The organism is Bacillus sp. 1NLA3E (assembly GCF_000242895.2).
GTDB lineage: Bacteria > Bacillota > Bacilli > Bacillales > Cytobacillaceae > Bacillus_BU.
Genome location: NC_021171.1, coordinates 2,493,583 through 2,516,725, shown reverse-complemented (window position 1 = coordinate 2,516,725; position 23,143 = coordinate 2,493,583). Strand labels below are relative to the sequence as shown.

The 23,143-nt window shown below is 38.7% G+C and carries 23 protein-coding genes; 18 read left to right on the top strand and 5 right to left on the bottom strand.

The window, feature by feature from the left end:
* Window positions 1-23: 23 nt before the first annotated feature.
* From B1NLA3E_RS11945 to B1NLA3E_RS11880, 14 genes are all read left to right on the top strand, one after another.
* Window positions 24-293, top strand: a complete 270-nt coding sequence (locus tag B1NLA3E_RS11945; protein WP_041580486.1) for a ubiquitin-like small modifier protein 1 — start codon at window positions 24-26, stop codon at window positions 291-293.
* Window positions 294-344: 51 nt separating this feature from the next.
* The gene (locus B1NLA3E_RS11940) at window positions 345-4,157 is read left to right on the top strand and encodes a proton-conducting transporter transmembrane domain-containing protein (RefSeq protein WP_015594092.1); all 3,813 of its coding nucleotides are present in this window, start codon (window positions 345-347) and stop codon (window positions 4,155-4,157) included.
* Window positions 4,157-5,125: a respiratory chain complex I subunit 1 family protein gene (locus B1NLA3E_RS11935; RefSeq protein WP_015594091.1), complete on the top strand. Its 969-nt coding sequence runs from the start codon at window positions 4,157-4,159 to the stop codon at window positions 5,123-5,125. Before B1NLA3E_RS11940 ends, B1NLA3E_RS11935 begins: the two co-directional genes overlap by 1 nt.
* 23 nt (window positions 5,126-5,148) lie before the next feature.
* Window positions 5,149-5,580: an NADH-quinone oxidoreductase subunit B family protein gene (locus tag B1NLA3E_RS11930; protein WP_015594090.1), complete on the top strand. Its 432-nt coding sequence runs from the start codon at window positions 5,149-5,151 to the stop codon at window positions 5,578-5,580.
* Window positions 5,581-5,591: 11 nt separating this feature from the next.
* Window positions 5,592-6,101, top strand: a complete 510-nt coding sequence (locus B1NLA3E_RS11925; protein WP_015594089.1) for a 4Fe-4S dicluster domain-containing protein — start codon at window positions 5,592-5,594, stop codon at window positions 6,099-6,101.
* Complete coding sequence (locus tag B1NLA3E_RS11920) at window positions 6,098-6,676, top strand: NADH-quinone oxidoreductase subunit C (protein WP_015594088.1); 579 nt, start codon at window positions 6,098-6,100, stop codon at window positions 6,674-6,676. Before B1NLA3E_RS11925 ends, B1NLA3E_RS11920 begins: the two co-directional genes overlap by 4 nt.
* Window positions 6,669-7,751, top strand: a complete 1,083-nt coding sequence (locus B1NLA3E_RS11915; protein WP_015594087.1) for a hydrogenase large subunit — start codon at window positions 6,669-6,671, stop codon at window positions 7,749-7,751. Before B1NLA3E_RS11920 ends, B1NLA3E_RS11915 begins: the two co-directional genes overlap by 8 nt.
* Window positions 7,752-7,787: 36 nt before the next feature.
* A complete protein-coding gene (hypA, locus tag B1NLA3E_RS11910; protein ID WP_015594086.1) occupies window positions 7,788-8,129 on the top strand; it encodes a hydrogenase maturation nickel metallochaperone HypA in 342 nt (113 codons plus the stop codon).
* Window positions 8,130-8,161: 32 nt separating this feature from the next.
* Entirely contained in the window at window positions 8,162-9,427 is a 1,266-nt protein-coding gene (hypD, locus tag B1NLA3E_RS11905; RefSeq protein ID WP_015594085.1) for a hydrogenase formation protein HypD, read from the top strand.
* Window positions 9,428-9,751: 324 nt separating this feature from the next.
* The gene (gene hypB / locus B1NLA3E_RS11900; RefSeq protein WP_015594084.1) at window positions 9,752-10,411 is read left to right on the top strand and encodes a hydrogenase nickel incorporation protein HypB; all 660 of its coding nucleotides are present in this window, start codon (window positions 9,752-9,754) and stop codon (window positions 10,409-10,411) included.
* 39 nt (window positions 10,412-10,450) lie between these two features.
* Window positions 10,451-11,185, top strand: a complete 735-nt coding sequence (locus tag B1NLA3E_RS11895; RefSeq protein WP_015594083.1) for a HesA/MoeB/ThiF family protein — start codon at window positions 10,451-10,453, stop codon at window positions 11,183-11,185.
* The gene (moaA, locus tag B1NLA3E_RS11890; RefSeq protein WP_015594082.1) at window positions 11,182-12,156 is read left to right on the top strand and encodes a GTP 3',8-cyclase MoaA; all 975 of its coding nucleotides are present in this window, start codon (window positions 11,182-11,184) and stop codon (window positions 12,154-12,156) included. Before B1NLA3E_RS11895 ends, moaA begins: the two co-directional genes overlap by 4 nt.
* 157 nt (window positions 12,157-12,313) lie before the next feature.
* Window positions 12,314-12,964: a vWA domain-containing protein gene (locus B1NLA3E_RS11885; protein ID WP_015594081.1), complete on the top strand. Its 651-nt coding sequence runs from the start codon at window positions 12,314-12,316 to the stop codon at window positions 12,962-12,964.
* Between the two features lie 165 nt (window positions 12,965-13,129).
* On the top strand, window positions 13,130-13,909 hold the full coding sequence (locus tag B1NLA3E_RS11880) for a hypothetical protein (RefSeq protein ID WP_015594080.1): 780 nt from the start codon (window positions 13,130-13,132) through the stop codon (window positions 13,907-13,909).
* A gap of 188 nt (window positions 13,910-14,097) precedes the next feature.
* On the opposite strand, the gene B1NLA3E_RS11875 is transcribed toward B1NLA3E_RS11880, so the two are convergent.
* On the bottom strand, window positions 14,098-14,850 hold the full coding sequence (locus B1NLA3E_RS11875; RefSeq protein ID WP_015594079.1) for a slipin family protein: 753 nt from the start codon (window positions 14,848-14,850) through the stop codon (window positions 14,098-14,100).
* A gap of 379 nt (window positions 14,851-15,229) precedes the next feature.
* On the opposite strand from B1NLA3E_RS11875, the gene B1NLA3E_RS11870 reads away from it, so the two are divergent.
* Window positions 15,230-15,487, top strand: coding sequence for a hypothetical protein (locus tag B1NLA3E_RS11870; RefSeq protein ID WP_015594078.1), 258 nt, complete (start codon window positions 15,230-15,232; stop codon window positions 15,485-15,487).
* Window positions 15,488-15,917: 430 nt separating this feature from the next.
* On the opposite strand, the gene nspC is transcribed toward B1NLA3E_RS11870, so the two are convergent.
* Both nspC and B1NLA3E_RS11860 read right to left on the bottom strand, forming a co-directional pair.
* Window positions 15,918-17,045: a carboxynorspermidine decarboxylase gene (nspC, locus tag B1NLA3E_RS11865; RefSeq protein WP_015594077.1), complete on the bottom strand. Its 1,128-nt coding sequence runs from the start codon at window positions 17,043-17,045 to the stop codon at window positions 15,918-15,920.
* A gap of 1 nt (window position 17,046) precedes the next feature.
* The gene (locus B1NLA3E_RS11860; protein WP_015594076.1) at window positions 17,047-18,285 is read right to left on the bottom strand and encodes a saccharopine dehydrogenase family protein; all 1,239 of its coding nucleotides are present in this window, start codon (window positions 18,283-18,285) and stop codon (window positions 17,047-17,049) included.
* Between the two features lie 815 nt (window positions 18,286-19,100).
* Here B1NLA3E_RS11860 and B1NLA3E_RS11855 point away from each other — a divergent pair.
* Together B1NLA3E_RS11855 and B1NLA3E_RS11850 are read left to right on the top strand one after the other, a co-directional pair.
* Entirely contained in the window at window positions 19,101-20,231 is a 1,131-nt protein-coding gene (locus B1NLA3E_RS11855; protein ID WP_015594075.1) for a plasmid pRiA4b ORF-3 family protein, read from the top strand.
* Between the two features lie 102 nt (window positions 20,232-20,333).
* Window positions 20,334-20,561 carry a hypothetical protein gene (locus B1NLA3E_RS11850; RefSeq protein WP_015594074.1) on the top strand — a complete coding sequence of 76 codons (228 nt, stop codon included), beginning with the start codon at window positions 20,334-20,336 and terminating at the stop codon, window positions 20,559-20,561.
* 104 nt (window positions 20,562-20,665) lie between these two features.
* Here the strand turns inward: B1NLA3E_RS11850 and B1NLA3E_RS11845 are convergent, their stop codons facing one another.
* Both B1NLA3E_RS11845 and B1NLA3E_RS11840 read right to left on the bottom strand, forming a co-directional pair.
* Window positions 20,666-21,025, bottom strand: a complete 360-nt coding sequence (locus B1NLA3E_RS11845; RefSeq protein WP_015594073.1) for a Lin0512 family protein — start codon at window positions 21,023-21,025, stop codon at window positions 20,666-20,668.
* Window positions 21,026-21,224: 199 nt separating this feature from the next.
* Complete coding sequence (locus B1NLA3E_RS11840) at window positions 21,225-21,842, bottom strand: DUF47 domain-containing protein (RefSeq protein ID WP_015594072.1); 618 nt, start codon at window positions 21,840-21,842, stop codon at window positions 21,225-21,227.
* A gap of 289 nt (window positions 21,843-22,131) precedes the next feature.
* On the opposite strand from B1NLA3E_RS11840, the gene B1NLA3E_RS11835 reads away from it, so the two are divergent.
* Entirely contained in the window at window positions 22,132-23,091 is a 960-nt protein-coding gene (locus B1NLA3E_RS11835; protein WP_015594071.1) for an aldolase catalytic domain-containing protein, read from the top strand.
* Window positions 23,092-23,143 lie beyond the last annotated feature (52 nt).

Sequence of the window (23,143 nt, the reverse complement as noted above, 5' to 3'; positions counted from 1 at the left end):
ATTCCATCTCAGGTGATCGTTATATGATTATTAAATTTTTTGCGTATATAAGGGATTACACCCATACGAAAGAAACAAATATGGATCAGTGCGAAACGGTCGAGGAGTTATTAAAGAAACTTTGCAGCAAGTACGGCAAAAAACTTGAAAATAAAGTTTTTGAAGATAACAAACTTAGTGCAGAAATCATTATTCTAGTTAATGGACGGCATATAGACCATTGTAATGGGATTCATACAAAATTAAAACAGGACGATGTAATTTGTATATTTCCTGTTGTTGCAGGAGGTTGATTGTTATCAACCTTTTCATTGTTTAAATAGTTATGAGAGGGGGTAAATGTATTGAATGCATTGCCTTTAGTAGGTGTATTAATTTTGCTGCTTTTTGAAGTAATTGCTGTTATGAAAACTAAAAAATTAATGGCATTACTGATATATTCATCACTAGCCGAAGTAGGATATATTCTTCTTGGAATCGGCAACGGAACTTTTGTCGGACAGACAGGGGGGCTTCTGCATCTAGAATATCAAATTCTTATGAGAGGTTTGGTATTCCTTGCGGCTTTTGTAATCATAAAACACGGTGGGACGCAAAACATTGCGAAATTAAAAGGAATGGGTAGAACTTCACCATTCATTGCTACGATGTTTGCATTTGGTATCTTTTCAGTTATGGGTCTTTCCCCGTTTAAGGGATCCATAAGCAAATTTTTAATCGTTTACTCATGCATAGAAAATAGTCATTATGTTTCCGCTTCGCTCGCTATCATGGGTAGCATTATTGAAGCCTGGTATTTTATCAAGATACTACATCAAATCTGTTTTGCCGAAGCTGAGGAGGGGGAACAAAGCCCCGATAGACCGGATCATACATCTGTAATGTTTAAAAAGATCAGTTACGGGGTTGTAATTGTTCTGGGAACTCTAACTGCGCTGACTTCACTCTTCCCTGAACCATTAATAGCATTTAGCGGAAATTTGGCCAATTTACTGTTTGGAACAACCGAGCTTGAATTACCTGTTTTTGATTCACTATGGCCGATTCTCGTATTAGTACCATATATTGGGGCTTTTATCGTGTTCATAGCTGGCCATTTTTTGCCGAAGCTCAGTGGAACACTCGCAGTATGCATTGGTGCGGCGACAGTCGGAATGGTTTGGATGGATGGGAAGATCGACGGCCTGTCCAAATTCTTTGCGCTAATTATTTCAGTTATTATGTCTTTGGCTATTATCTATTCAATCGGATATTTTAAGAATGAAAAGCGCAACAACCGTTACTTTTTCTTTATGCTGCTAACTTTGGGTAGTTTGATCGGTGTAGCAACAAGCACAAAGTTTGGCAATTTCTATGTGTTCTGGGAACTGATGACATGGGCGTCATATCTGCTTATCGTTCATGTGCCGACACAGAAGGCTTTAAATGCTGGTTTCAAGTACTTTATGATGTGTACGACCGGTGCCTATTTTATGCAGTTTGGTATATTATTGCTTCAGCACAGTGCCGGAACAATCGACATGGGAGCGGTGTCGGACAAGCTACCTTTGATTGCACCTAGTATGTTAATTGCCATAATCGTTATGTTTGTTATTGGAACGGGTGTAAAAACGGGTCTTGTGCCAATGCACAGTTGGTTGCCCGAAGCCCATCCTGCGGCTCCGTCACCTGTATCATCCATCCTTTCTGGAATCCTTACAAAAATAGGTTTATATGGGCTAGTGAGGGTTTTGTTTGCAGTTTTCGGAGTGGGCCTATTGACTCAATTAGGATCCACTGGAAAGTTTTCATATATAGGTTTATCAATATCCATTTTAGGAATCATAACGTCACTCTATGGAGAGATAATGGCTTTACGCCAGAAAGATATTAAACGACTGCTTGCCTATTCGACTATGGGGCAGCTTGGCGAAATAGTCACCACACTTGGATTGGGGACATATCTGAGCATGGTTGCTGGCCTTTATCACGTATTGAACCATGCAGTAATGAAAGGCATGCTGTTTCTTGCCGTAGGTCTATTGGTACACAAACTGAAAAGCAGGGATATTACAGCATTTAAGGGAGTTGGAAAGGTAATGCCTTTTACCGCGGGATGCCTGTCAATTGGAATCCTTGCCATTATGGGTTTACCTCCATTCAACGGTTTCATCAGCAAGTTTCTTATGCTGTATGCTGCAGTGAGCTCAGGCTACTGGTATATCGCAGCTCTGATCCTGCTTGGAAGCATTATCGCGGCGATTTATTACATCAGGCTGATCAAAACCATCTTCTTTGAAAAATATGAAGGACATGCCGTAAAAGAAGGACCTTTGACAATGCTGATCCCGATTGGTTTGCTCACCGGGGTGGTTATCTTTAACGGGTTGTTCCCACAATTTGCATTGAAGCTAGTTATATCTGCTGCAAATTCAGTTGCAGCTAAAGGGGGATTAGCGATAACTTCCATCCCTGAGATTCAGGTGAGCTGGCCTGTGATCATCATAATCCCGATGCTTGGCGGTCTGCTGGCCTTCTTTTTGGGTAAACGTTCCCCGAAAATCGCAGGCTGGATATCTGTGGCAGTGATGTCCGTAACCCTTGTAGTAATTGCCGTTTCACATGCAAAATTTGATATATACTCTTTAAGCTTTGCCCTGCTGATTGCTTTCATAGGCTTGCTCAATATACTGTTCTCATTGGGATATATGGGGCACGGACATTCCCAAAACCGCTATTACATGTTTTTCTTAATGATGATTGGCGGTCTGATTGGTGTTGCTACTAGTAATGAATTCTTCTCCTTCTTTATTTACTGGGAGATTATGAGTAGCTGGACCCTATATTTCTCCATCATTCATGAGGAGACGAAGGGTGCGTTAAAAGAAGGCTTCAAATATTTCATATTTAATTATATAGGCGCCAGCATTGCCTTTTTAGGAATACTCATTTTAACAGTGAAAACAGGTGTCTTTGACATGAGTATCCTGGTGGAGCGCTTGAAAGAAATAGACCTTGGGACGTCAGGATTGGGATTGACTCTGATCACTGTTGGTTTTCTTATGAAAGCTGCAGTGCTACCTTTCCGGATTGATTATCAGATGCACCCTTCAACTGCGCCGACGCCTGTGAGTGGATATATTTCTTCAGTATTATTAAAAAGCGCCCCATATAGCCTTATTAAGTTGTTCTTTATCATGGGAGGCGCCGTTGTGGTAGGGCGTCTTGGAATGGTCTTCAATAATTCTACTCTAATGTACACAGTGTCATGGATAGCCGGTCTGTCAATTGTAGGTGCTGGTGCGATGGGACTAGTACAAAAAGGAATTAAAAGGTTGCTGATTTATAGTACCGTCAGCCAAATTGGTTATATAATCCTTGGCTTAAGCCTTGGTTCAACGCTTGGACTAACAGGTGCCATGCTGCATTTTGTTAACCATATGTTTTTCAAGGATCTCCTTTTCCTTGCTGCAGGAGCAATTATGGTACAGGCACATGTTAGAAATCTGGACGATGTTACCGGCCTCGGCAGAAAAATGCCTGTTACTTTAGCATTTTTCATGATTGGTGCCTTATCTTTGGCTGGGATACCTCCTTTCAGCGGTTTTACGTCAAAATGGATCATTTATGAAGCAGCTATGGAAAAGGGTTATGTATTCCTTGCGATCCTTTCACTGGTTGGAAGCGTCTTGACAATGGCATATTTTGTGAAATTTATGCATTCTGCTTTCTTTGGTATTCCATCAAAAAATTCAGAAAATGTCAAAGAAGCATCATGGACCATGCTGGTTCCGATGGGAGTATTATCTGCAGTTAGTATTATTTTCGGTATAATGCCAGGATTACCTCTTACTGTCATATCGAAAGTGTTATCTTTGGCAGGTTTTGCCCAGCCAACCTATACATTATTCAGTGTTGATACGCCTATTGGAAGTTGGCAGGTTGGTACCATCACAATTACAATCCTTCTGGCGTTAGTTGTAGGCTTGGTACTCCTCCTTTCCGGAAACAAGAAGGTACGTTATACCGACGCCTATACCTGTGGCGTAACAGACCTTGATGCAGAAAAAATAAATGTAGCTTCAGAAAACATGTATGAAACTCCAGCAAAACTGGTGAAGAGATTACACAGAATCATCATACCTGTGTTTGGTAATGGCGAGGAGGAAGAGGAATAGTGGATATTATAAAACTGCTTTTTAATGTTTTGATTTTTCCTGGTGGCCTTTTTGCTATTGCCTTAAGTTTGTTACTTACCGGTGTTGACCGAAAAGTATATGCACGCCTGCAGAGACGTGTGGGCCCCCCGGTATACCAACAGTACCTAGACATAATTAAACTATCGCAAAAAGAAATATTAGTACCGCGGACTGCTAACTTTACCGCTTTCAGGTTTGCTCCTCTGGTGGGCTTTGCAGGAATGCTTACAGCGATTGCTATCATTCCTGTCACAGGGGTCTATTCCGGGCTTTATCAATCGGGAGACCTGCTGGTATTGTTATATTTGCTGGCTTTGCCGGCGCTGGCCATGATGATCGGGGCTTCCGCTTCCGGGTCGCCGTACAGTTCTGTGGGACTTTCTAGAGAAATGACCATGATGCTGGCATATGAAATACCATTAGTGATTGTTCTCCTGACGGTAGGAATGAGGGTCGGCATGGCTGGTGGAGAAACTGCCGTTTTTTCGCTGAGCAAGATCGTGAATTTCCAGCTCAACAATGGAGCATTGCTTTTTGATTTACCTATGCTGCCTGCCTTACTCGCATTTTTGTGTTGCATTCCCGGTACAATCGGAGTAGTACCCTTTGACATACCGGAAGCGGAAACAGAAATTACTGAGGGAACCATTCTAGAGTATTCAGGCATGGGTCTTGCAATGTTTAAGCTAACTGGTGGTTTGAAGATACTTGTGATGGGTGCTTTGACTGTTGCACTGTTTTTTCCCTCAGGCATTAGTGATTTTTGGCTAGTAAATCTTTTATGGTTCATTTTAAAATGTAGTCTTCTATGCTTTTTTACTATTACACTAGTTCGGGCTACAAGAGCGAGAATGCGTTTGGATCAGGCATTTAAATTCTATCTACTGTTTCCAACCGGTTTGGCGTTAATCAGTCTAGTTTTAACGTTACTTTCTATTAGAATATAACCTTTTTAAGGAGAATAATATTTATGGCAAATTTACTTCAAAAACTCGTAAAAAAGTCTCCTTGGATATACAGAATCAATGCCGGCTCATGTAACGGATGTGATGTGGAAATGGCAACAACTGCCTTGATTCCTAGGTACGATATTGAGCGCCTCGGATGCAAATATTGCGGAAGCCCGAAACACGCTGACATTGTGTTGATATCAGGGCCGGTTACTGCGGTTGTAAAGGAGAAAGTATTACGTGTATATAATGAAATACCACATCCTAAGGTTGTTGTAGCAGTGGGTATTTGTCCTATATCGGGTGGGGTTTTTAGGGATAGCTATGCCATTGAAGCCCCACTAGATACGTATATACCGGTGGATGTGAACGTTCCGGGATGTCCCCCCCGGCCTCAGGCAATTATTGACGGGGTTGCAATGGCAGTTGAAATATGGAAGACCAGGTTCTAGGGGGAATATAAATGAGTTCATTTTTGAAAGTTATTCTTAGGAATATCATACAAGGTCCGTCCACAATTAATTACCCCTTTGAAGATTCACCTGCACCGGAAAAACTAAGGGGTAAAATAAAGCATGATCCGGAGGCCTGTGTGGCATGCCATATGTGTGAATATGTCTGCGCAGGCGGTGCCATAAAAATACAGGAATCCGATGATAAAAAAGGAGTAAATTTTATTGTATGGCACAACACCTGCACATTTTGCGGTTTGTGCGAGCATTACTGCCCAGCAGATGCCATTCATTTAACAAATGATTACCATACAGCGCATTTGCAAGAGGAAAAATACAACTATTCCGAAAGAACCTTAATCAGAAAACAACAGTGTACACACTGCGGTGAACCTTTCATAGCGCTTTCGCCGATATTAGTAGAAAAGGTATATGGCAAAGATGGCGATGTGAAGGGAATGACCAAAATGTGTGAGAAATGCCGGAGAAAAGTTTTATGGGAAGGTGGTGTATTTAAATGAAAGAAGAAGTAATGAACGATTTTAATCATAAAATGACCCAGAAACTAGGTGAAAAATTCGACCTGAAATGGGATATTGATAAAAAAGGTGTTGTATGCGGCTGGTGTAGTCTTGTCCACTCTGAGGATATCTATGCGGTTGCGGAGGTAGTAGCCGATTTTAAAGGGAGAATGATGACGATTTCCCCATTAAATACACCAGCTGCTTTTGCTGGTGATGTAAAAGGAGACGCGTCCAGTATTGAAAAATCGGTCAGTTTGGTCATCAATTATCATTTCTTTTTTAAGGGAATAAATTGTACTGTCTGCATTACGTTGCCTGACGATCAAAGATCGGTACAATCGATAACCCCTGTCCTGAAAAGCGCAGATTGGCATGAGAGGGAAATGCAGGAGCTTTACAACATCAAACTGCAGGGCCATCCTAATCCCAAAAGGCTATTTCTTGATGAAAACGTTCATATGACAGATCACACTATGATACCGCTGTCTGAAGCAATGAATGGCTCAAGCACCAGTACTTTGTGGGAAAAAATCATGAATTCTGACAGAAAGGATGCGAATATCAGTGAGTAGTTATACTCTTCCTATCGGACCGGTACATGTCGTACTGGAAGAACCTATATATTTTAAACTTCGGGTGGAGGGAGAGACGGTTGTCGGACTTGACATAAATGCTGGACATGTCCATCGAGGGATTGAATTCCTTGCGATGCAAAGGAATTTTTACCAGAACCTTACTCTCACTGAAAGAGTTTGTTCGTTGTGTTCCAATAACCACCCGTTTACCTATTGTATGGCAATTGAAAAAATTGCAGGGATTGACATACCAGAGAGAGCCGAATATTTAAGGACGATTGCTGATGAAATCAAACGAATTTCATCACATCTGTTCAACGTTGGCCTGATTCCGCATATTATCGGTTTCGACTCACTTTTTATGCACGCTATGGAACTTAGAGAGACCATGCAGGATTTAAAGGAATCAATTTTCGGCAATAGGATGAATTTATCCGTCAATACTATTGGCGGGGTGAGATATGATATTTCTGACGAACAGGTACAGTATATCCTTAAAACTCTGGATAATTTAAAAAAACCACTAGAAGAAATAACTGGGATTTGCAAGTCTAATGCATCCATTCGTCGCCGTACTGAGGGAGTCGGTATCCTTCCCGAAGATAAAGCCATTGTTTATGGTGTAACAGGACCTGTAGCGAGGGGTTCAGGTGTTGCAAATGATGTTAGGGTGGATACCCCTTATGCAGCTTATGACAAACATAAGGTAAATGTAGTGACAAAGAAAAACGGTGATGTATTTTCAAGACAAATGGTTAGGCTGGGAGAAGCTGTTGAATCAATAAATATCATTGAGCAGTGTTTAAAGAACCTTCCTGACGGGCCAACCCGCTTGGATTATATGCCTGATATTCCAGTCGGCGAGGCTATTGCAAAATCGGAAGCTCCCAGGGGGGAATTAATCTATTACGCACGTTCAAACGGCACGGATATTCCCGAACGGATCAAATGGAGAGTCCCTACGTACCAGAACTGGGAAGCCCTTAATGTCATGATGCAAGGCTGCAAGATTGCGGATGTTCCTGTCGTGATAGGCAGTATCGACCCGTGCATTTCCTGTACCGAGAGATAAAAAATATGGATTTTTTATAGAAGGAGGTGCAGCAAGTTGCATGAACTAGCTATGGTAAGAAGTATTTATGAGGTAATAAATGAAAAGATCAAAGAGTTTGGTCTAAAAAAGGTGAAACAAGTCAAACTTATCGTTGGTGAATTGACCGGGGTTGAAGATATGACCATGAAATCCTGCTTTGAGATATATGTTCAGGCAACACCTGTAGAAGGAGCAAAACTCGTTATTGAGCGGGTTCCGGTTACTGTGCGGTGCCGAATATGTGGTAATGAATACGAAACTAAAATTCCATTTTCCGAATGTGATGTTTGCGGAAAAAAAAGTATCAAGGTTATTTCCGGGAAAGAATTATATATCGAAAGCCTGGATGTTGAGTAAAATTAATTACATATTCAGAAAAGGTGATAACGATGTGTGTTGCAGCTTTTGGTAAAGTTACAGAACTCATAGGAAAAAATGCACTAGTTAGTTTCAGGGGAGCGTTGAAGGAAGTTTCCGCTGCACTGCTTCCCAAGGTCAAAATAGGTGATACTGTTGTTGTTCATGCAGGCTTTGCAACCGAAATAGTCAAAGATCCTCAAAAGATTTATCGAGATGTAGTTGCTACAGACGCGTATGCTAGACAGCTACTTGACGGTATTGAAAAAGAAAATAAAAGGCTTCATGAGCGGGAATTAAAGATCATGAATTTTTGCGGTACCCATGAACATACCATTGTACAATACGCCCTGCGCGATCTTTTACCTCCCAATATACAATTAATAAGCGGTCCCGGCTGTCCGGTTTGTGTTACGCCTGAAGAAGAAATTGGCTTGGGGTTGAATCTAGCAAAAAGAAAAAATATTATTCTTACAACCTATGGCGATCTTTTAAGGGTACCGACAAGATGGGGCTCTCTAGAACAATTAAGGTATGAGGGTATAGACGTCAGAATGGTCTGCGATATCTCACAGGCTCTTAATATAGCAAAAACTACAAATTCAGAGGTGGTGCATTTCGCGGTAGGTTTTGAGACCACTGCCCCTGGTACGGCTTCAGTAATACAGGAGGCTGGAAATATAGAAAACTTCTCCATTATTTCTTCACATCGGATCACTCCTCCAGCAATGGAAGAAGTAATTTTGAATTCAAAAATGGATATATTGCTTTCTCCCGGACACGTAGCAATGGTTATTGGAACAACTCCTTTTGATGTCCTTGTAAAAAAATACGGGATACCTTGTGTTATAACCGGTTTTGAACCTGTTGACGTTTTACAGGCTATTCTGCAGGCAATGTATCATTTTGGTAAGGACGAGAATTCAGTAATAAATCAATATGAACGGGTAGTAAAAGAAAAAGGGAATATACTGGCACAAAACTTGATAAATGACACCTTTACCCTAAAGGATGCAAGTTGGAGAGGGGTAGGCATTTTGCCTCAGTCCCGCCTGGTATTAAAGAGCGAATACCGTAGGTTTGATGCCGAGGCTAAATTTGATATACAGCTACCTGAAATGGAAGGGGTAAAAAGCCAGACTTGCTTGTGCGGAGAGGTACTGAAAGGTTTGAAACCTCAAGCCTGCCCTAATTTCGGTAAAGAATGCACTCCTACAAATCCAGCAGGCCCCTGTATGGTTACGCAGGAAGGTGCTTGCAGCATCGCATATAAGAATCGTTCTATGATTCTAAATTAAAGCTGTGTTAAAGCTCAATGTTGATTTTTTGCACAATGTTGATTGGAGTGGAAGGCGCGAAGACTCCTGCGGGAGCAGCGGGACAGGTGAGACCCCGCAGGCGCTTTAGCGCCGAGGAGGCTCACCGCCCGCCCCTAAGGTGCGCGAAGCGCCTGGAACGGAAATCAACATTCTAGTTTAACCGAGCCTAAATTAAAGCTTGAGGATACAAAAAAGCTCCGTTTATTTAATCATTTTGCAAATCATATCAAGCTTGGAAATGAACGTACAGTCTACATAGATTGGGGAATACACTTTTATTATTACAAATGAGGAGAATAAGCAATGAGTGAGATAAAAGTTGTAACCAATATTTTAAAAGCAAACGATGAGATTAATTCCCTAAATAGAAAGAAGCTTGATGAAAAGAAAATCTATTTACTAAACCTGATGAGTTCACCCGGTTCAGGTAAAACAACGTTCCTTGAGAAAATTATATCCAAGTTAAAAGCGGATATTAAAATAGCTGTCATTGAAGGTGATCCTTATACAAGTTTGGATGCCCGAAGAATTGAAGCAAAGGGGGTGCCTGTTGTTCAGATTAACACCGGAGGAGCTTGCCATCTGGATGCTAACATGATTAGGAATGCAATGGATAACCTCAATCTTAACGAGATTGAACTGTTAATTGTTGAGAATGTTGGCAATTTGGTATGCCCCGCAGAATTTGATATTGGCGAAGATATCAAAATAACCGTAATGAGTACAACCGAAGGGACTTATAAACCCCTTAAATGTCCTTTGGCATTTGAAAAGTCGGGAGTCGTCATTCTAAACAAGATTGATTTGGTCGAGTATACCAACTTCGACAAGGTTGAATTTTATAAAAGTGTGAGATCCCTTAATGATAAGGCAATCATTTTTGAAACATGCTGTACTAAAGACTGGGGATTGGATGAACTATGCTTTTGGCTTAAAAATCAAGTAAAAGAAAAACAAAATTAAAATTTTACTAGTTTTGGATTATGTTGGGAGGTAGCTGATGTGAGATATGAAAGACAATTGATAATCCCACAAATCGGGCATGAAGGGCAGAAAAAACTGGAGCAAAGTACGGTTACGGTTATTGGTACGGGAGGGCTTGGTTCGCCTGTGCTTACCTATCTTACCAGTGCTGGGGTCGGGACAATCCGAATCTTTGATGATGATGTTGCTTCGGAATCCAATCTAAACCGACAGTTTTTACATAACACGGAAGACGTAGGAAAGCTAAAAACTCTATCAGCAAAAGAAAAATTATCGCAGCTAAATCCGAACGTTAATTTAGTTCTATTCAATATCAGACTGGAAACGGAAAACGTAGAAGAATATATCGCCGGTTCAGATGTGGTGGTCGATTGTGTTGATAATATAGCTACAAGAATGACTGTTGCCCGTGCCTGTATTAAACTAAACATTCCGCTTGTAGAAGGCGGTGTTTACGGGTTTTCTGGATATGTAATGGATATTGGAAGAGAATTTCCTTGCCTATCTTGTCTAGGTTTTGACAATGTGATCCCAAAAACGCCAATCCCTGTTTTGGGGGTTACAGCGGGAGTCATTGGCTGCATGCAGGCAAACGAGTGTATAAAACTTCTTTTAGGAATCGGTGAGCCTCTTTACGGACGTATGCTAAGTTATGACGGACTAAGAGGTACTTGGGATGAAATTCTAGTAAAAAAAGCAGACGACTGTCCAGTTCATGGAAATAAAGAAATAGATGGCGGCATAAAATTATGAACGATGCTTATAACAGAAAAATAGATTATTTACGTATTTCAGTGACAGACAGATGTGATCTTCGTTGTAAATACTGTATGCCGGAGGGTAGTGTTAAGTCTCTTGCACATAAGGATATTCTTTCTTACGAGGAAATTCTACGAATAGCAGAATGCAGCGCTCGTCTTGGTGTAAGACGCATTAAAATTACCGGTGGGGAACCACTGGTACGCTCTAATGTAATAGATCTTATTGTAAAGCTTAAGAAAGTTCAGGGTATTGAAAAGGTAACGTTGACTACTAATGGAACCCATTTGTCCGAATTTATCGATGCGCTGTCTGAGGCAAAAATCGATGGCATCAATATTAGTTTAGATACATTAAATCTAGATCTTTATGAAAAAATTACTGGAAGAAACTCATTGCATAAAGTTTTCGAAGGAATTCAAAAGGCACTTGAGTACCCGAATATTAAACTCAAAATCAACTGTGTGCCCATGGGAATACCCGAGCAAAATCTAGTAGAAGTCGCCGGACTTGCGAAGAACAATCCTGTCCATGTCCGTTTTATTGAAATGATGCCAATCGGGTTGGGAAGGAATTTTCCCTTTAAGAGTGAAACAGATACCATGCGAGAATTGGAGCAGGCTTATGGAACCCTTGTGCCTTTTGATCAGGTTTTGGGGAATGGGCCTTGCCGCTATTATAGTATTTCAGGCTTTCAAGGTAAAATTGGATTTATTAGTTCCATGAGCCACAAATTCTGCGACAGCTGCAATAGAGTGAGGCTATTAGCGGACGGGAAGTTAAAGACTTGCTTACAGTATGATATCGGTACAAATCTGAAAGAGATCATAAGGGACGGAAAATCCGATAGGGAATTGGAAGCTGTGATTTTACAAGCACTTAAGAACAAACCTCTTGAACACCATTTTACAGAAGAGTTTGTTATCGAGAGGGAAAGCAAGCCTATGTTCCAAATTGGCGGGTGAGGTAAAAATTTACGTAAAGAAGTCTCGAAGAAAATCTTAAGCCTATTTTTGGCATTTGGACACCCTTTATTAGAGCATAATATGTCGCTTTTAAAGCGACCATTTCTTATCGTCTCTTTGTTATCCTAAATTTATCAAAGAACGGAGGATGATAAGGATGAAGAAGAATTTAACGGAGTTAGTGTTTATTTTGGATAAAAGTGGGTCAATGGCCGGGCTTGAAGCAGACACGATTGGTGGATACAATTCTATGCTTAAAAAGCAGCAAAAGGCTGAAGGAGAAGCTTTTGTCACCACAGTATTATTCAATCATGATTATGATTTATTGCACGACCGAATCAATGTAAGAGGCATAGCTCCTATTACCGAAGAAGATTATGAAGTGGGCGGCACAACTGCCTTACTTGATGCAATCGGTTTAACCATCCAAAAAATCATTAATGTGCAAAAGAGAACGAGTGAGCCTGAACGGGCAGATAAGGTTCTATTCGTCATTACAACGGATGGAATGGAAAATGCCAGCAGTGAATATAAGGCGGATAAAATCAAAGCAATGGTTAAGCATCAAAAAGAAAAATACGGCTGGGAGTTCATATTCCTTGGTGCAAATATTGATGCCATTTCAACTGCTGCACAATTTGGAATTGACGAGGGCTTTGCCGTTGACTACCATGCAGACAACATTGGAACAGAATTAAACTTTCAAGCTGTAAACGAGGTTGTCATGAACCTTAGAAGCGGAAAGAAAATTGACCGGAGCTGGAAGGAAGAAATCGAACGGGATCATAATCGGCGACCTAGAAACTGATAATTGTAAAGGAACTTGAAAGTTAAGTTCCTTTTTTTATGGACACTATTATCTTTACTTGTCTTAGTACGAGAATAATCGATATGACATAGAACTATGAAAAAATGGTAAAATGGTTGATATATCAAATATAGGAAACATAAATTGGAAAGGCTGATTTCTTAAATGCCGAATGACAATTTGAATAAAAGTCTGAATACACTTCGAAAAATATACTCCGACAATCTTTCTGTAACTTTAATTGCGGAAGACATAATTTCTTGTTCCATTGATGATGATACTGAAAAAATAAAAGCCAAAATGGAAGAATTGGATTTTGATTATTTTGGCGTTGAATCCAGTGGGAAAATGATTGGTTATATTATTAAACATGAATTGGAAGATCTATCAATATCGAATTATGTTCATTATTTTTCAATGGAAGATCTCGTTTCAGAATCTACTTCTCTAATAGAATTGTTACAAATTTTAAAAGAAAAACACCCTATTTTTATTTTAGAAAAGAATCAAGTATGCAAATTAATTACGGTTGCTGATTTACAAAAGCAACCCATTCGCATGTTGGTGTTTGGCTTAATCTCTTTGTTGGAAATGGAATTAGTCCAATTGCTTAAGAAGGTCTATCCCGATGGAGAATGGAAAAGCTGTTTAAGTGAAGGAAGAATGACGAAAGTATTTCAGGTTTATGAAACAAGAAAGCTGAAAAACGAGGGATTGGGAGTCATTGAATGTTTACAGCTTTCAGATAAAGGAACCATCATCAAAAAAACACCACAACTTTTGGAAAAGCTAGGCTTTGAATCTAAGAGTGATGTCGCACAGTTCTTCAAATCAATCGAAGAATTGCGAAATAATACAGCACATTCTCAGGAATATGTTTATGAAGATTTTAATGATTTCCTTGAGCATATTAGTCGAGTGGAGAAAATATTGAATTTGATTTAGATTTAGCAATACTGAAAATATAGTTCGATTCAATGATAAGTTAACAATGTAGTGAAGAAAGTGCCACGTATCACCCAAACACCGGTCTAAGCTAGATAAAAAGGATAGATAAATTTGTAGATACTCACTTTATCTATCCTTTTTTTTTGCCCTAAATTGGTCAATGTTCTTTACTACTAATCATAAAACTATGCTTTTTTTGAAAATAGACTTGCTAGTCCTGAGGTTGCTTCATAGGGAAATAGGATCGTGCTATTTTTTTCTGCAGCGATTTCTGTCATGGTTTGGAGCATACGTAATTGCATAGCGGCGGGCTGTTTGCTAATTACTTCTGCTGCCTCGGACAGCTTTTCGGCTGCTTCGAATTCTCCTTGTGCGGCAATTACCTTAGCAACCCTCTCGCGTTCTGCCTCAGCCTCTTTTGCCATTGCACGTCGCAGTCCTTCAGGAAGGTCCATCGACCGGATTTCTACCCCGGTGACCTTTATTCCCCATGGTTCTGTAACTTGATCCAACTCTTTCCGAAGTAAATCATCCAATTTTTTTTGTTTGGTCAGCATTTCCTGCATGGTGTGAGCACCCAAGTTGGAACGAAGAATGGTCTGAGCTAATGTCCCTGTGGCTTTTCGATAGTCCTCAACATCAAGAAGGGCTTTTTGAGCGTTAACGACTTGGTAGTAGACAACTGCATTCAAGGTTACTGGAACACTGTCCTTTGTGATAATATCTTGATTTTCAACATTTTCAACTCGAATACGCATATCAATTTTACCGACACTTTCAATAAAAGGTATTACCAAATGAAAGCCTGGCTCAAGTGAACGATTATAACGTCCTAATCGAAGTACAACAGCTTGCTGATACTGTTGAACAATTCGAATGGAAATAATAAAAATAACAACAATAAAAAATAGAATGATAAGAAGAATATTCAAATACATAAAGGTCATCTCCCTCTAATTGAAAAACCTAAATTACTATTTTGTTAATAGTAATTTACTAAGATTTTCTCTATAGCTGAAACATGTCACCTTCTTGAGTAGTTCCCCATGCTTGTAATAAATCGCAGTATTTTTTACTTTTTATTGGACGGTCCATATAATCCCTCCCTAAAATTATTCTACCAAATTAAATGAAAAATAACTTGTTTCCGATAGTAAGGATTAAGGATAAGTTATATAGGTAGCATCTACAGTGGCAATCAGATCAAGATAGGAGCCGTATTGAATCTATCCACCTTTATTTATTTTTATATTGTAAATATGCAGGAAAAATTCCTCTTTAGGTCGAATTTTTAGACCAAAAAGGGAGGAAAAAGCTATGGGATATATGGAGAAAGAATTGACTGATTTACAAAAAGGTACTATCTACACCACAGAAGAAATTGCCAGTATAGTTAACAACAAAAAAGATGCAATGTTTTTGTGTGATGATACCCCATATTTTCAAAAAGGAGATACCTCATCCTCCTATTTTGTGAAGAATAAAATTGAAACTTTTATCCACCGAAATGATGGAGGATCCTATTTCATCCCGAGCTCAAAACAATTAATTTATATCTTAACAAAGTGTAAGTAAACGATTCTAGCACCAAGTAACTTTACGATTTAAAAAAATGGCTTTGTTAATGCTCAATATCGATTTTTTGCACAATGTTGATTGGAGTGGAAGGCGCGAGACTCCTGCGGGAGTAGCGGGACAGGTGAGACCCCGCAGGAGCTTTAGCGACGAGGAGGCTCACCGCCCGCCCCGCGGAAAGCGAAGCGCCTGGAACGGAAATCAACATTCTAGTATAACAGAGCCAAAAAAATAAATGACCTAAATTATTCCTCGAAATCAGCCAATTTTATTTTTGTAAACTGATTAATTTAAAACATCTAAAGTACTTTTCAGATTAAATGAAACAAAAAACCAGATTCTTATTTCAGAATCTGGTTTTAATATGTATGGGCTGCTAGCCTCGTTTTGATTGCATGCTTCCCATTACAGAATTTCTATTTCTACATTTTTAGGATAATCTCATCTTAAAATCTTGATAGCCAAATTCGCGTACGACCCTACAATCTCCATCTTTATCTTGAATGGCGATGGCTGGTAATGGCATTCCGTTAAACGTAGTGTTTTTGACCATCGTGTAGATCGCCATATCACCAAAAACTAATCGATCTCCACTCTTTAACGGTTGATCAAAAGTATAATCTCCGATGACATCGCCTGCAAGACAGGTTTGACCACCAAGTCGATACATAAATGGCTTCTCTCCAACCTCGCCTGATCCAAGAAGGGGAGGGCGATAAGGCATTTCTAACACATCAGGCATATGACAAGATGCAGAAGTGTCAAGAATCGCAATATCCATATGGTTTTGCAGCGTATCAAGAACAGTCGTAATCAGATAACCTGCATTGAGTGCAACCGCTTCTCCTGGCTCAATATATACTTCTAAATCATATTTGTCTTGCATTCTTTTAATACAAGCTTCTAATCTTGGGATATCATAATCTTCTCTTGTAATATGATGACCGCCGCCAAAGTTGATCCATTCCATTTTGGATAGGTATGCTCCGAACTTTTCTTCGACAGCCTGAAGAGTTGTGTCTAAATCGTCAGAGTTTTGCTGACAAAGGGTGTGAAAGTGTAGTCCTGAAACACCGTCTAGCAAATCGGGACGAAAATTCTCTATTGTTACACCGAAACGGGAGCCTGGTGCACAAGGATTATAGATGTCATGCCCAATTTGGGTCGAGCATTCAGGATTGATGCGCAAGCCAACTTTTTTGCCGGCTTGAAGTGCTTTATCTTTAAATTTATCCAGCTGTGAGAAGGAATTAAAGATTATATGATCACAAATGGATATAATTTCGTCGATTTCATCCTCACGATAGGCAGGGGCAAAGACATGATTTTCTTTGCCCATTTCCTCGTAGCCAAGACGTGCCTCGTATAAGCCACTTGCAGTCGTCCCACTTAAATACTTCCCAATAAGAGGGTACATTGAATACATTGAAAATGCTTTTTGTGCTAAAACAATCTTACATCCTGTCCGTTCCATGACTCCGTTCAGGATTTTGAGATTTTTTTCTAGAAGACTTTCATCCACTACATAACAGGGCGTTGGTAACTCATTAAACCGCATCTTAAACAATATGCTCCGGTTCTTTAACATTTGTCGGCTCTGAATCCACTAGTTCTGGATTAAAGCTTTCTTTCCATGGAAGTCCCCATTTGTTTAATGCATCCATAAATGGATCTGGATCAAATTCTTCAATATTAAATACGCCCGGTTTATTCCATGTTCCATTCATCAACATCATTGCACCAATCATAGCAGGAACGCCTGTTGTATAAGCTACTGCCTGTGAGCCTACTTCTTTATAGCATTCTTCATGGTCACAAACATTGTATACATAATACGTTTTATCTTTTCCGTCCTTTTTACCTTGGAAAATACAACCTATGTTTGTTTTTCCCTTAGTTCTTGGACCAAGGGAAGAAGGATCTGGTAATACAGCTTTCAAAAACTGAAGTGGAATGATTTGTTTACCTTCATATTCAATTGGCACAATAGAAGTCATTCCCACATTTTCAAGACATTTTAGGTGAGTAAGGTAACTTTGGCCAAATGTCATGAAGAAACGAATCCGCTTAATTCCAGGAATGTTTAGAGCAAGAGATTCAATTTCTTCGTGGTGCAACAAATACATATCTTTCTCGCCAATTTCTGGGAAGTTGTAAACACGCTTAATTTCCATTGGTTCAGTCTCGATCCATTCACCATTTTCCCAATAGCTTCCTTTGGCAGAAACCTCACGGATATTGATTTCAGGATTGAAATTCGTTGCAAAAGGGTAGCCATGATCCCCAGCATTACAGTCAAGAATATCGATATATTCGATTTCATCAAAATGATGTTTAAGAGCATGGGCTGAAAATACACTTGTTACACCTGGGTCAAAGCCGCTACCTAAAAGGGCTGTAATCCCAGCCTTTTCAAAACGCTCGCGGTAGTCCCACTGCCATTTGTATTCAAATTTTGCCGTATCTTCCGGCTCATAGTTTGCTGTATCCATATAGTTTGTTTTTGTTGCTAGACAAGCATCCATGATCGTTAAATCTTGATATGGTAAAGCTAAGTTCATCACGATATCTGGTTTAACCTCTTCAATTAGAGCAATTAACTCATCCACATTATTTGCATCAACTTGTGCAGTTGTAATTTTTGTTTTACCACCATCTAGTTTGGCTTTTAAGGCATCACATTTGGATTTTGTACGACTTGCGATACAAATCTCTTCAAATACTTCACTATTTTGAACACATTTATGGATGGAAACTGATGCGACTCCACCACAACCAATAATAAGTGCTTTTCCCATTTTCTTATCTCCTTATAAATAGATTTTGCCAAGCAAAGAGGAATTCCGCAATAATCTGACTAGTGGTTCATCAACTACTAATGATGTCTGTAGGAAAAAGATTACTGTCATAACGCCTCAAAAACTATTTTTTTACACAAAAAAAGCAAGTGTAAAACGCATAGTCGCGCACAACACTTGCTTTAGATATAATCATCAATATTAAAAAAGGAAGTATATACACGACTTAAGGTCATGTGCATACGTCTACCATAACAGCGCAAAGACATAATGGCAGAAAGCTCTTTAATATTCAACATATATCATAATTTGATCAGAGTCTATATAGCAAATAATTACTTTTACCACTCTTATTGACCGTTTCACAAGTTGTGTGCATATGCACTGGTTGTAAAGTAACCAACTTATAAAATTTGAGCTTTTAACTCAATCAATAAGGCAACTAAAGTTGCCAATCGGCATTTGACCCGGCTGTCCGTATGGCCTTGACTTCCAAAAGAAAGTGGTCAAAATTATCTGCATGGAAAGACTCAAAATATGTTGAACAATAGCCTTCCAATTTATGCTTCTTTATAGTATCAGCATATAATCCAAATAGCAATAAAAAAAACAAAAAATATTGTCGTAAATTTTAACTTGCGAATTAATTCATAGGTAGTATCGTTTTATTTGTTGGAAAATGCCTTTGTTTCCTTTATACATTATGTGCATTAATCATCTTAATCCTTGCATTTCCTATTCTTAAATAACACAATAAATATGAATAAGGAATGGAAGAAAGGTAACTTTATACTTTTTTAAGGAGTTTATTCTACATGCTAATTCAATGTACAAAAAAATTGTTAGAGCAGCTTAAGCTTAACCCTGAGTCAGAAGTAGAGGGTGAGGCATTATTTTCATGGCATGCAAATTTAATTACTTTAAATCGGAGAAAAACTGTTGTCCTTGTTAATGATCAAAATCGGTATACCGTCGTTTTGTATGGGTTAAAAGCGAAGGATTTTAATAAAATTAATGAAATCGTCGTTGGAGGAATCCGTGAAACATTCCGTGAAGAAGGAATAAAAGATGGAGTAATTGAGAAGTATCTTTTTCAATCCAAGAAGCTCATTTTTGCGAAAACAAAGAATCGTACATCTGTGGCAAGAATGAATAAGGCCTGTGAAAATGTTTATTATTTTGAAGAGCTGTTGGATAGTCATTCAATTATTAATTCAGAGATGGGAGTACGGATTAGCAGTATATTGGTTGGGGATGGGAAGAATAGCTATATTCTTCCAAATGAAGAGATGTATAAGGATCTTGAGAATTTCGCTGGGGAAAAGATTTTTAGTACAAAGGCAGTACAATTGAAAGTCAATCTAAAACTTGAGGAGAATCAGGTTTGGCGGAGAATCATTGTTCCTTTAAATAGATCATTTGAGGAGCTGCATGAAATTATTCAAAAAGCTTTTGGATGGAGGGATTATCATCTCCATGAATTCTATATTTATGAGAGTACAATTTCTGGAATTGACTTATCCACCAATCATCCCACCTATCTTGAAGCTGGGTATAGACCTATTTTAAATATTGTTTGCAGCGATGAGGCATTTGAATATCCTAATGATGTTGAAATGATCCTTGAAAAAGGCATCCGGCTATCAGACTATTTACCAACATACAAAAAATTGAAATACAATTATGATTTTGGGGATAATTGGCAGCACGTAATTGAAGTGGAAAAAACGATTGACGATTATGATCAACCTTATCCTATTTGTCTTGAGGGAGAAGGGAATACTCCACCAGAAGATGTTGGTGGAGAGGGTGGGTATGAAGAATTTCTTGAAATACTAGCTAATCCAGAGCACTCAGACTATCAACATACGGTCAAATGGGGTTTATCGCAGGGTTATGCTGATTTTGACATTGCGTGCGTGAACAGGGTTCTTAAAAGAAAATAATTATTAATGAAAACTGGGATTCCAACTTAGTTGAATATATTGGGTAATTTTGTAGCAAAATATCTTCTATATAAATGCTTTCCGCTAAAGGAGAGAATATTAATGAAGATTGCTTTTAATTTATTGCGGCAAACAGAGCGATATCATTATGATGATCCTACCTGTGGTGTTTTAATAGATACATTCCGAAATGGAAGTCACTGGCACGCAGTCGCTATTGCAGAAAACGCTGAATGGTATTGTCATAATGGTTTTGGTGAAACAAAAGAGCAGGCAGTGAAGGAAGCTGTAATAGGGGTATTAAACCTTGTTAAAAATCGGGATTTATAGTACAGGTAATCATTAGAAAAGCTCAAACCCTGAAGACTATAGGGTTTGAGCTTTTTTGGGGATTTAGGGTAGAATAGGAAAACTTGGAATCATATCACTAACGATTAATAGCCAACTTCGACCGATGCAATAACTATGTACATCAAATCATTTTTATCGCCTTTTTCCTCGAGGACAATCCCACTTGTTGTCAACATTCCTCCATCCATAACTTCCACTGTTACTTGGCCATATGGCAAAGCTTCTTTTACGGCATCAAAATCAAGTTTCTCTTTATCACAAGGTACAGCTAGTTTTACATTAACTTTCATATTATCTAAACTGTTTCCAGGTAATACAGAACGAATACCCGGCATCGAATTGTAGTGAATGGCATTTTTTATGGCTCGAATGGCTGCAGTTGTTACATTTTGACCGTGGACATCAATTCCCATCCCTGTTTCAATAAACATGATTTTTTCCATTATTAAATTCATCTTCCTTTCATTTGGCTTTTTCCATTTTCTATACCTTATTATATGGTTATGTTAACATAAAACATTGGAAGAAGCAGGGATTGAAGGATTGGGTATGACTCCTTTTTGCAAGTTCCTAAGAAACACAGAAATCGCATTAGGATGGGGAAGGACTATTGTTCACTAATTTCGAAATGCTAATTAATGGTTAAGCATTCTTCATAATAATTGTATCTAATGTATTTGCCACTGTCTGGCAGTAATCTGCGATATTTTCAAGCTCCTCATAAATTCCTTTATATTGAATAATACGAATAGGGTCTTTTTCTTTGGAAAACAAATGAGTAATAGCTTCCCGTAAAATGCCATCACACTTTGATTCTAATTCTTTAATTTTCATTACATGGTCTCGTATGGAAAGCAATTTCTTTGATGCTAATAATTGTACTGCTTCCCCAATTTCAGCAGTACAATTGCGGATTGCACCTACAAACCTAAGCATATATTCATCTGCATTTACAATTGAATACATTTCAAACAGAGCTGCGGTATGCTCAAACCCGTCTAAAACATCATCCATACTCATCGTAAGAGATAAAATATCTTCACGTTCAATGGAAGTGATGAAGACATTATGCAAATCTCTAGTAACTTCACTCACCAAAGAATCTCCCTTTAATTCATATTCCTTTATATTTTCAAAGAATATTTTAAGATCACTTACATTTTTTAATTTATAGTCTGCAAAATAATTTGCACTTTCGTGTAAATTTAAAGACATGGTCATTAAATAATTAAGAAACTTATCCTGTTTTTTCAATGGCATAAAAAATCCTCCGCTTTGTCTTATTATGTTTATAAAAATATAAACTTAATATTTCCATATTGTACAAAGCAATACATAAGTAGTGGTAAACTAATGACAGGAGGGGACTTACCCATTTTTTCATTAGAAGTATAATTATTAAATAGATATAATTCTAATTTTTCGGAAAACAGATTGACATATTTGAACGAACAGTGGTATAAACACAATAAGCTTTTAATTACATACCTGAAAAATAGTTGTAAATATTATATTGATAAAAGTGGTATAAAAGGGGGAAATGACGAATATGGAAAATCGTTGCAAAATATTAGACTGTACTATCCGTGATGGAGGTTTGGTTAACAATTGGAATTTCAGTGTTGAATTTGTTCAGGATTTGTATAATGGCTTAAGCGAAGCCGGTGTTGAATACATGGAAATTGGCTACAAAAATTCAGCCAAGCTTCTAAAAGCTACAGAACCCAATCCGTGGAGATTTCTTGACGATAACGTCCTGAAAGAAATTATCCCTGAGAAGAAGTTCACGAAGCTTTCTGCTCTAGTTGATATTGGACGTGTTGATCCTAATGACATCCTTCCACGTGAGCAAAGTGTTTTAGATATGATTCGAGTAGCGTGCTATGTTCGCGAAGTGGATAAAGGCTTGGAGCTTGTCCAAATGTTCCATGATTTAGGTTATGAGACTACGCTTAACATTATGGCTTTATCTAGTGTACCTGAGCATCAGCTAATTGAAGCATTTGAAATGGTAAAAGAAAGTCCTGTTGATGTTGTTTATATAGTTGACTCCTTTGGAAGCTTAGATCCTGGTGATATTGAGCACCTTGTGAAAAAGTTCCATGCGATGATTCCTAACAAACAGCTTGGAGTTCATACACACAATAATATGCAGTTAGCATTTGCCAACACTTTAACGGCGTTGAAAAATGGGGTTACTTACCTTGATTCGTCTGTTTATGGTATGGGGCGTGCGGCTGGGAACTGTCACACCGAGCTTCTCGTTAGCTACATTCCAAAAACAAGCTATGAACTTAAACCGGTTCTTGGTGTAATTGAAAAGCATATGCTAGAAATGCGACAAAAGTGGGAGTGGGGTTATATCATTCCTTATATGATCTCAGGAGTACTGAATGAACATCCCCGTGTTGCCATGGCATATCGTAATAGCGACGATCGTGACAAATTCGTTGATTTCTATGATAGTGTAACATCACCTGAAGTCTCTGTGGCTACAGCATCGAAATAGTTAGCGCACAAAAGTTGCTCTAGTGATTAGGGCACAAAAAAGTTCTTGTAAG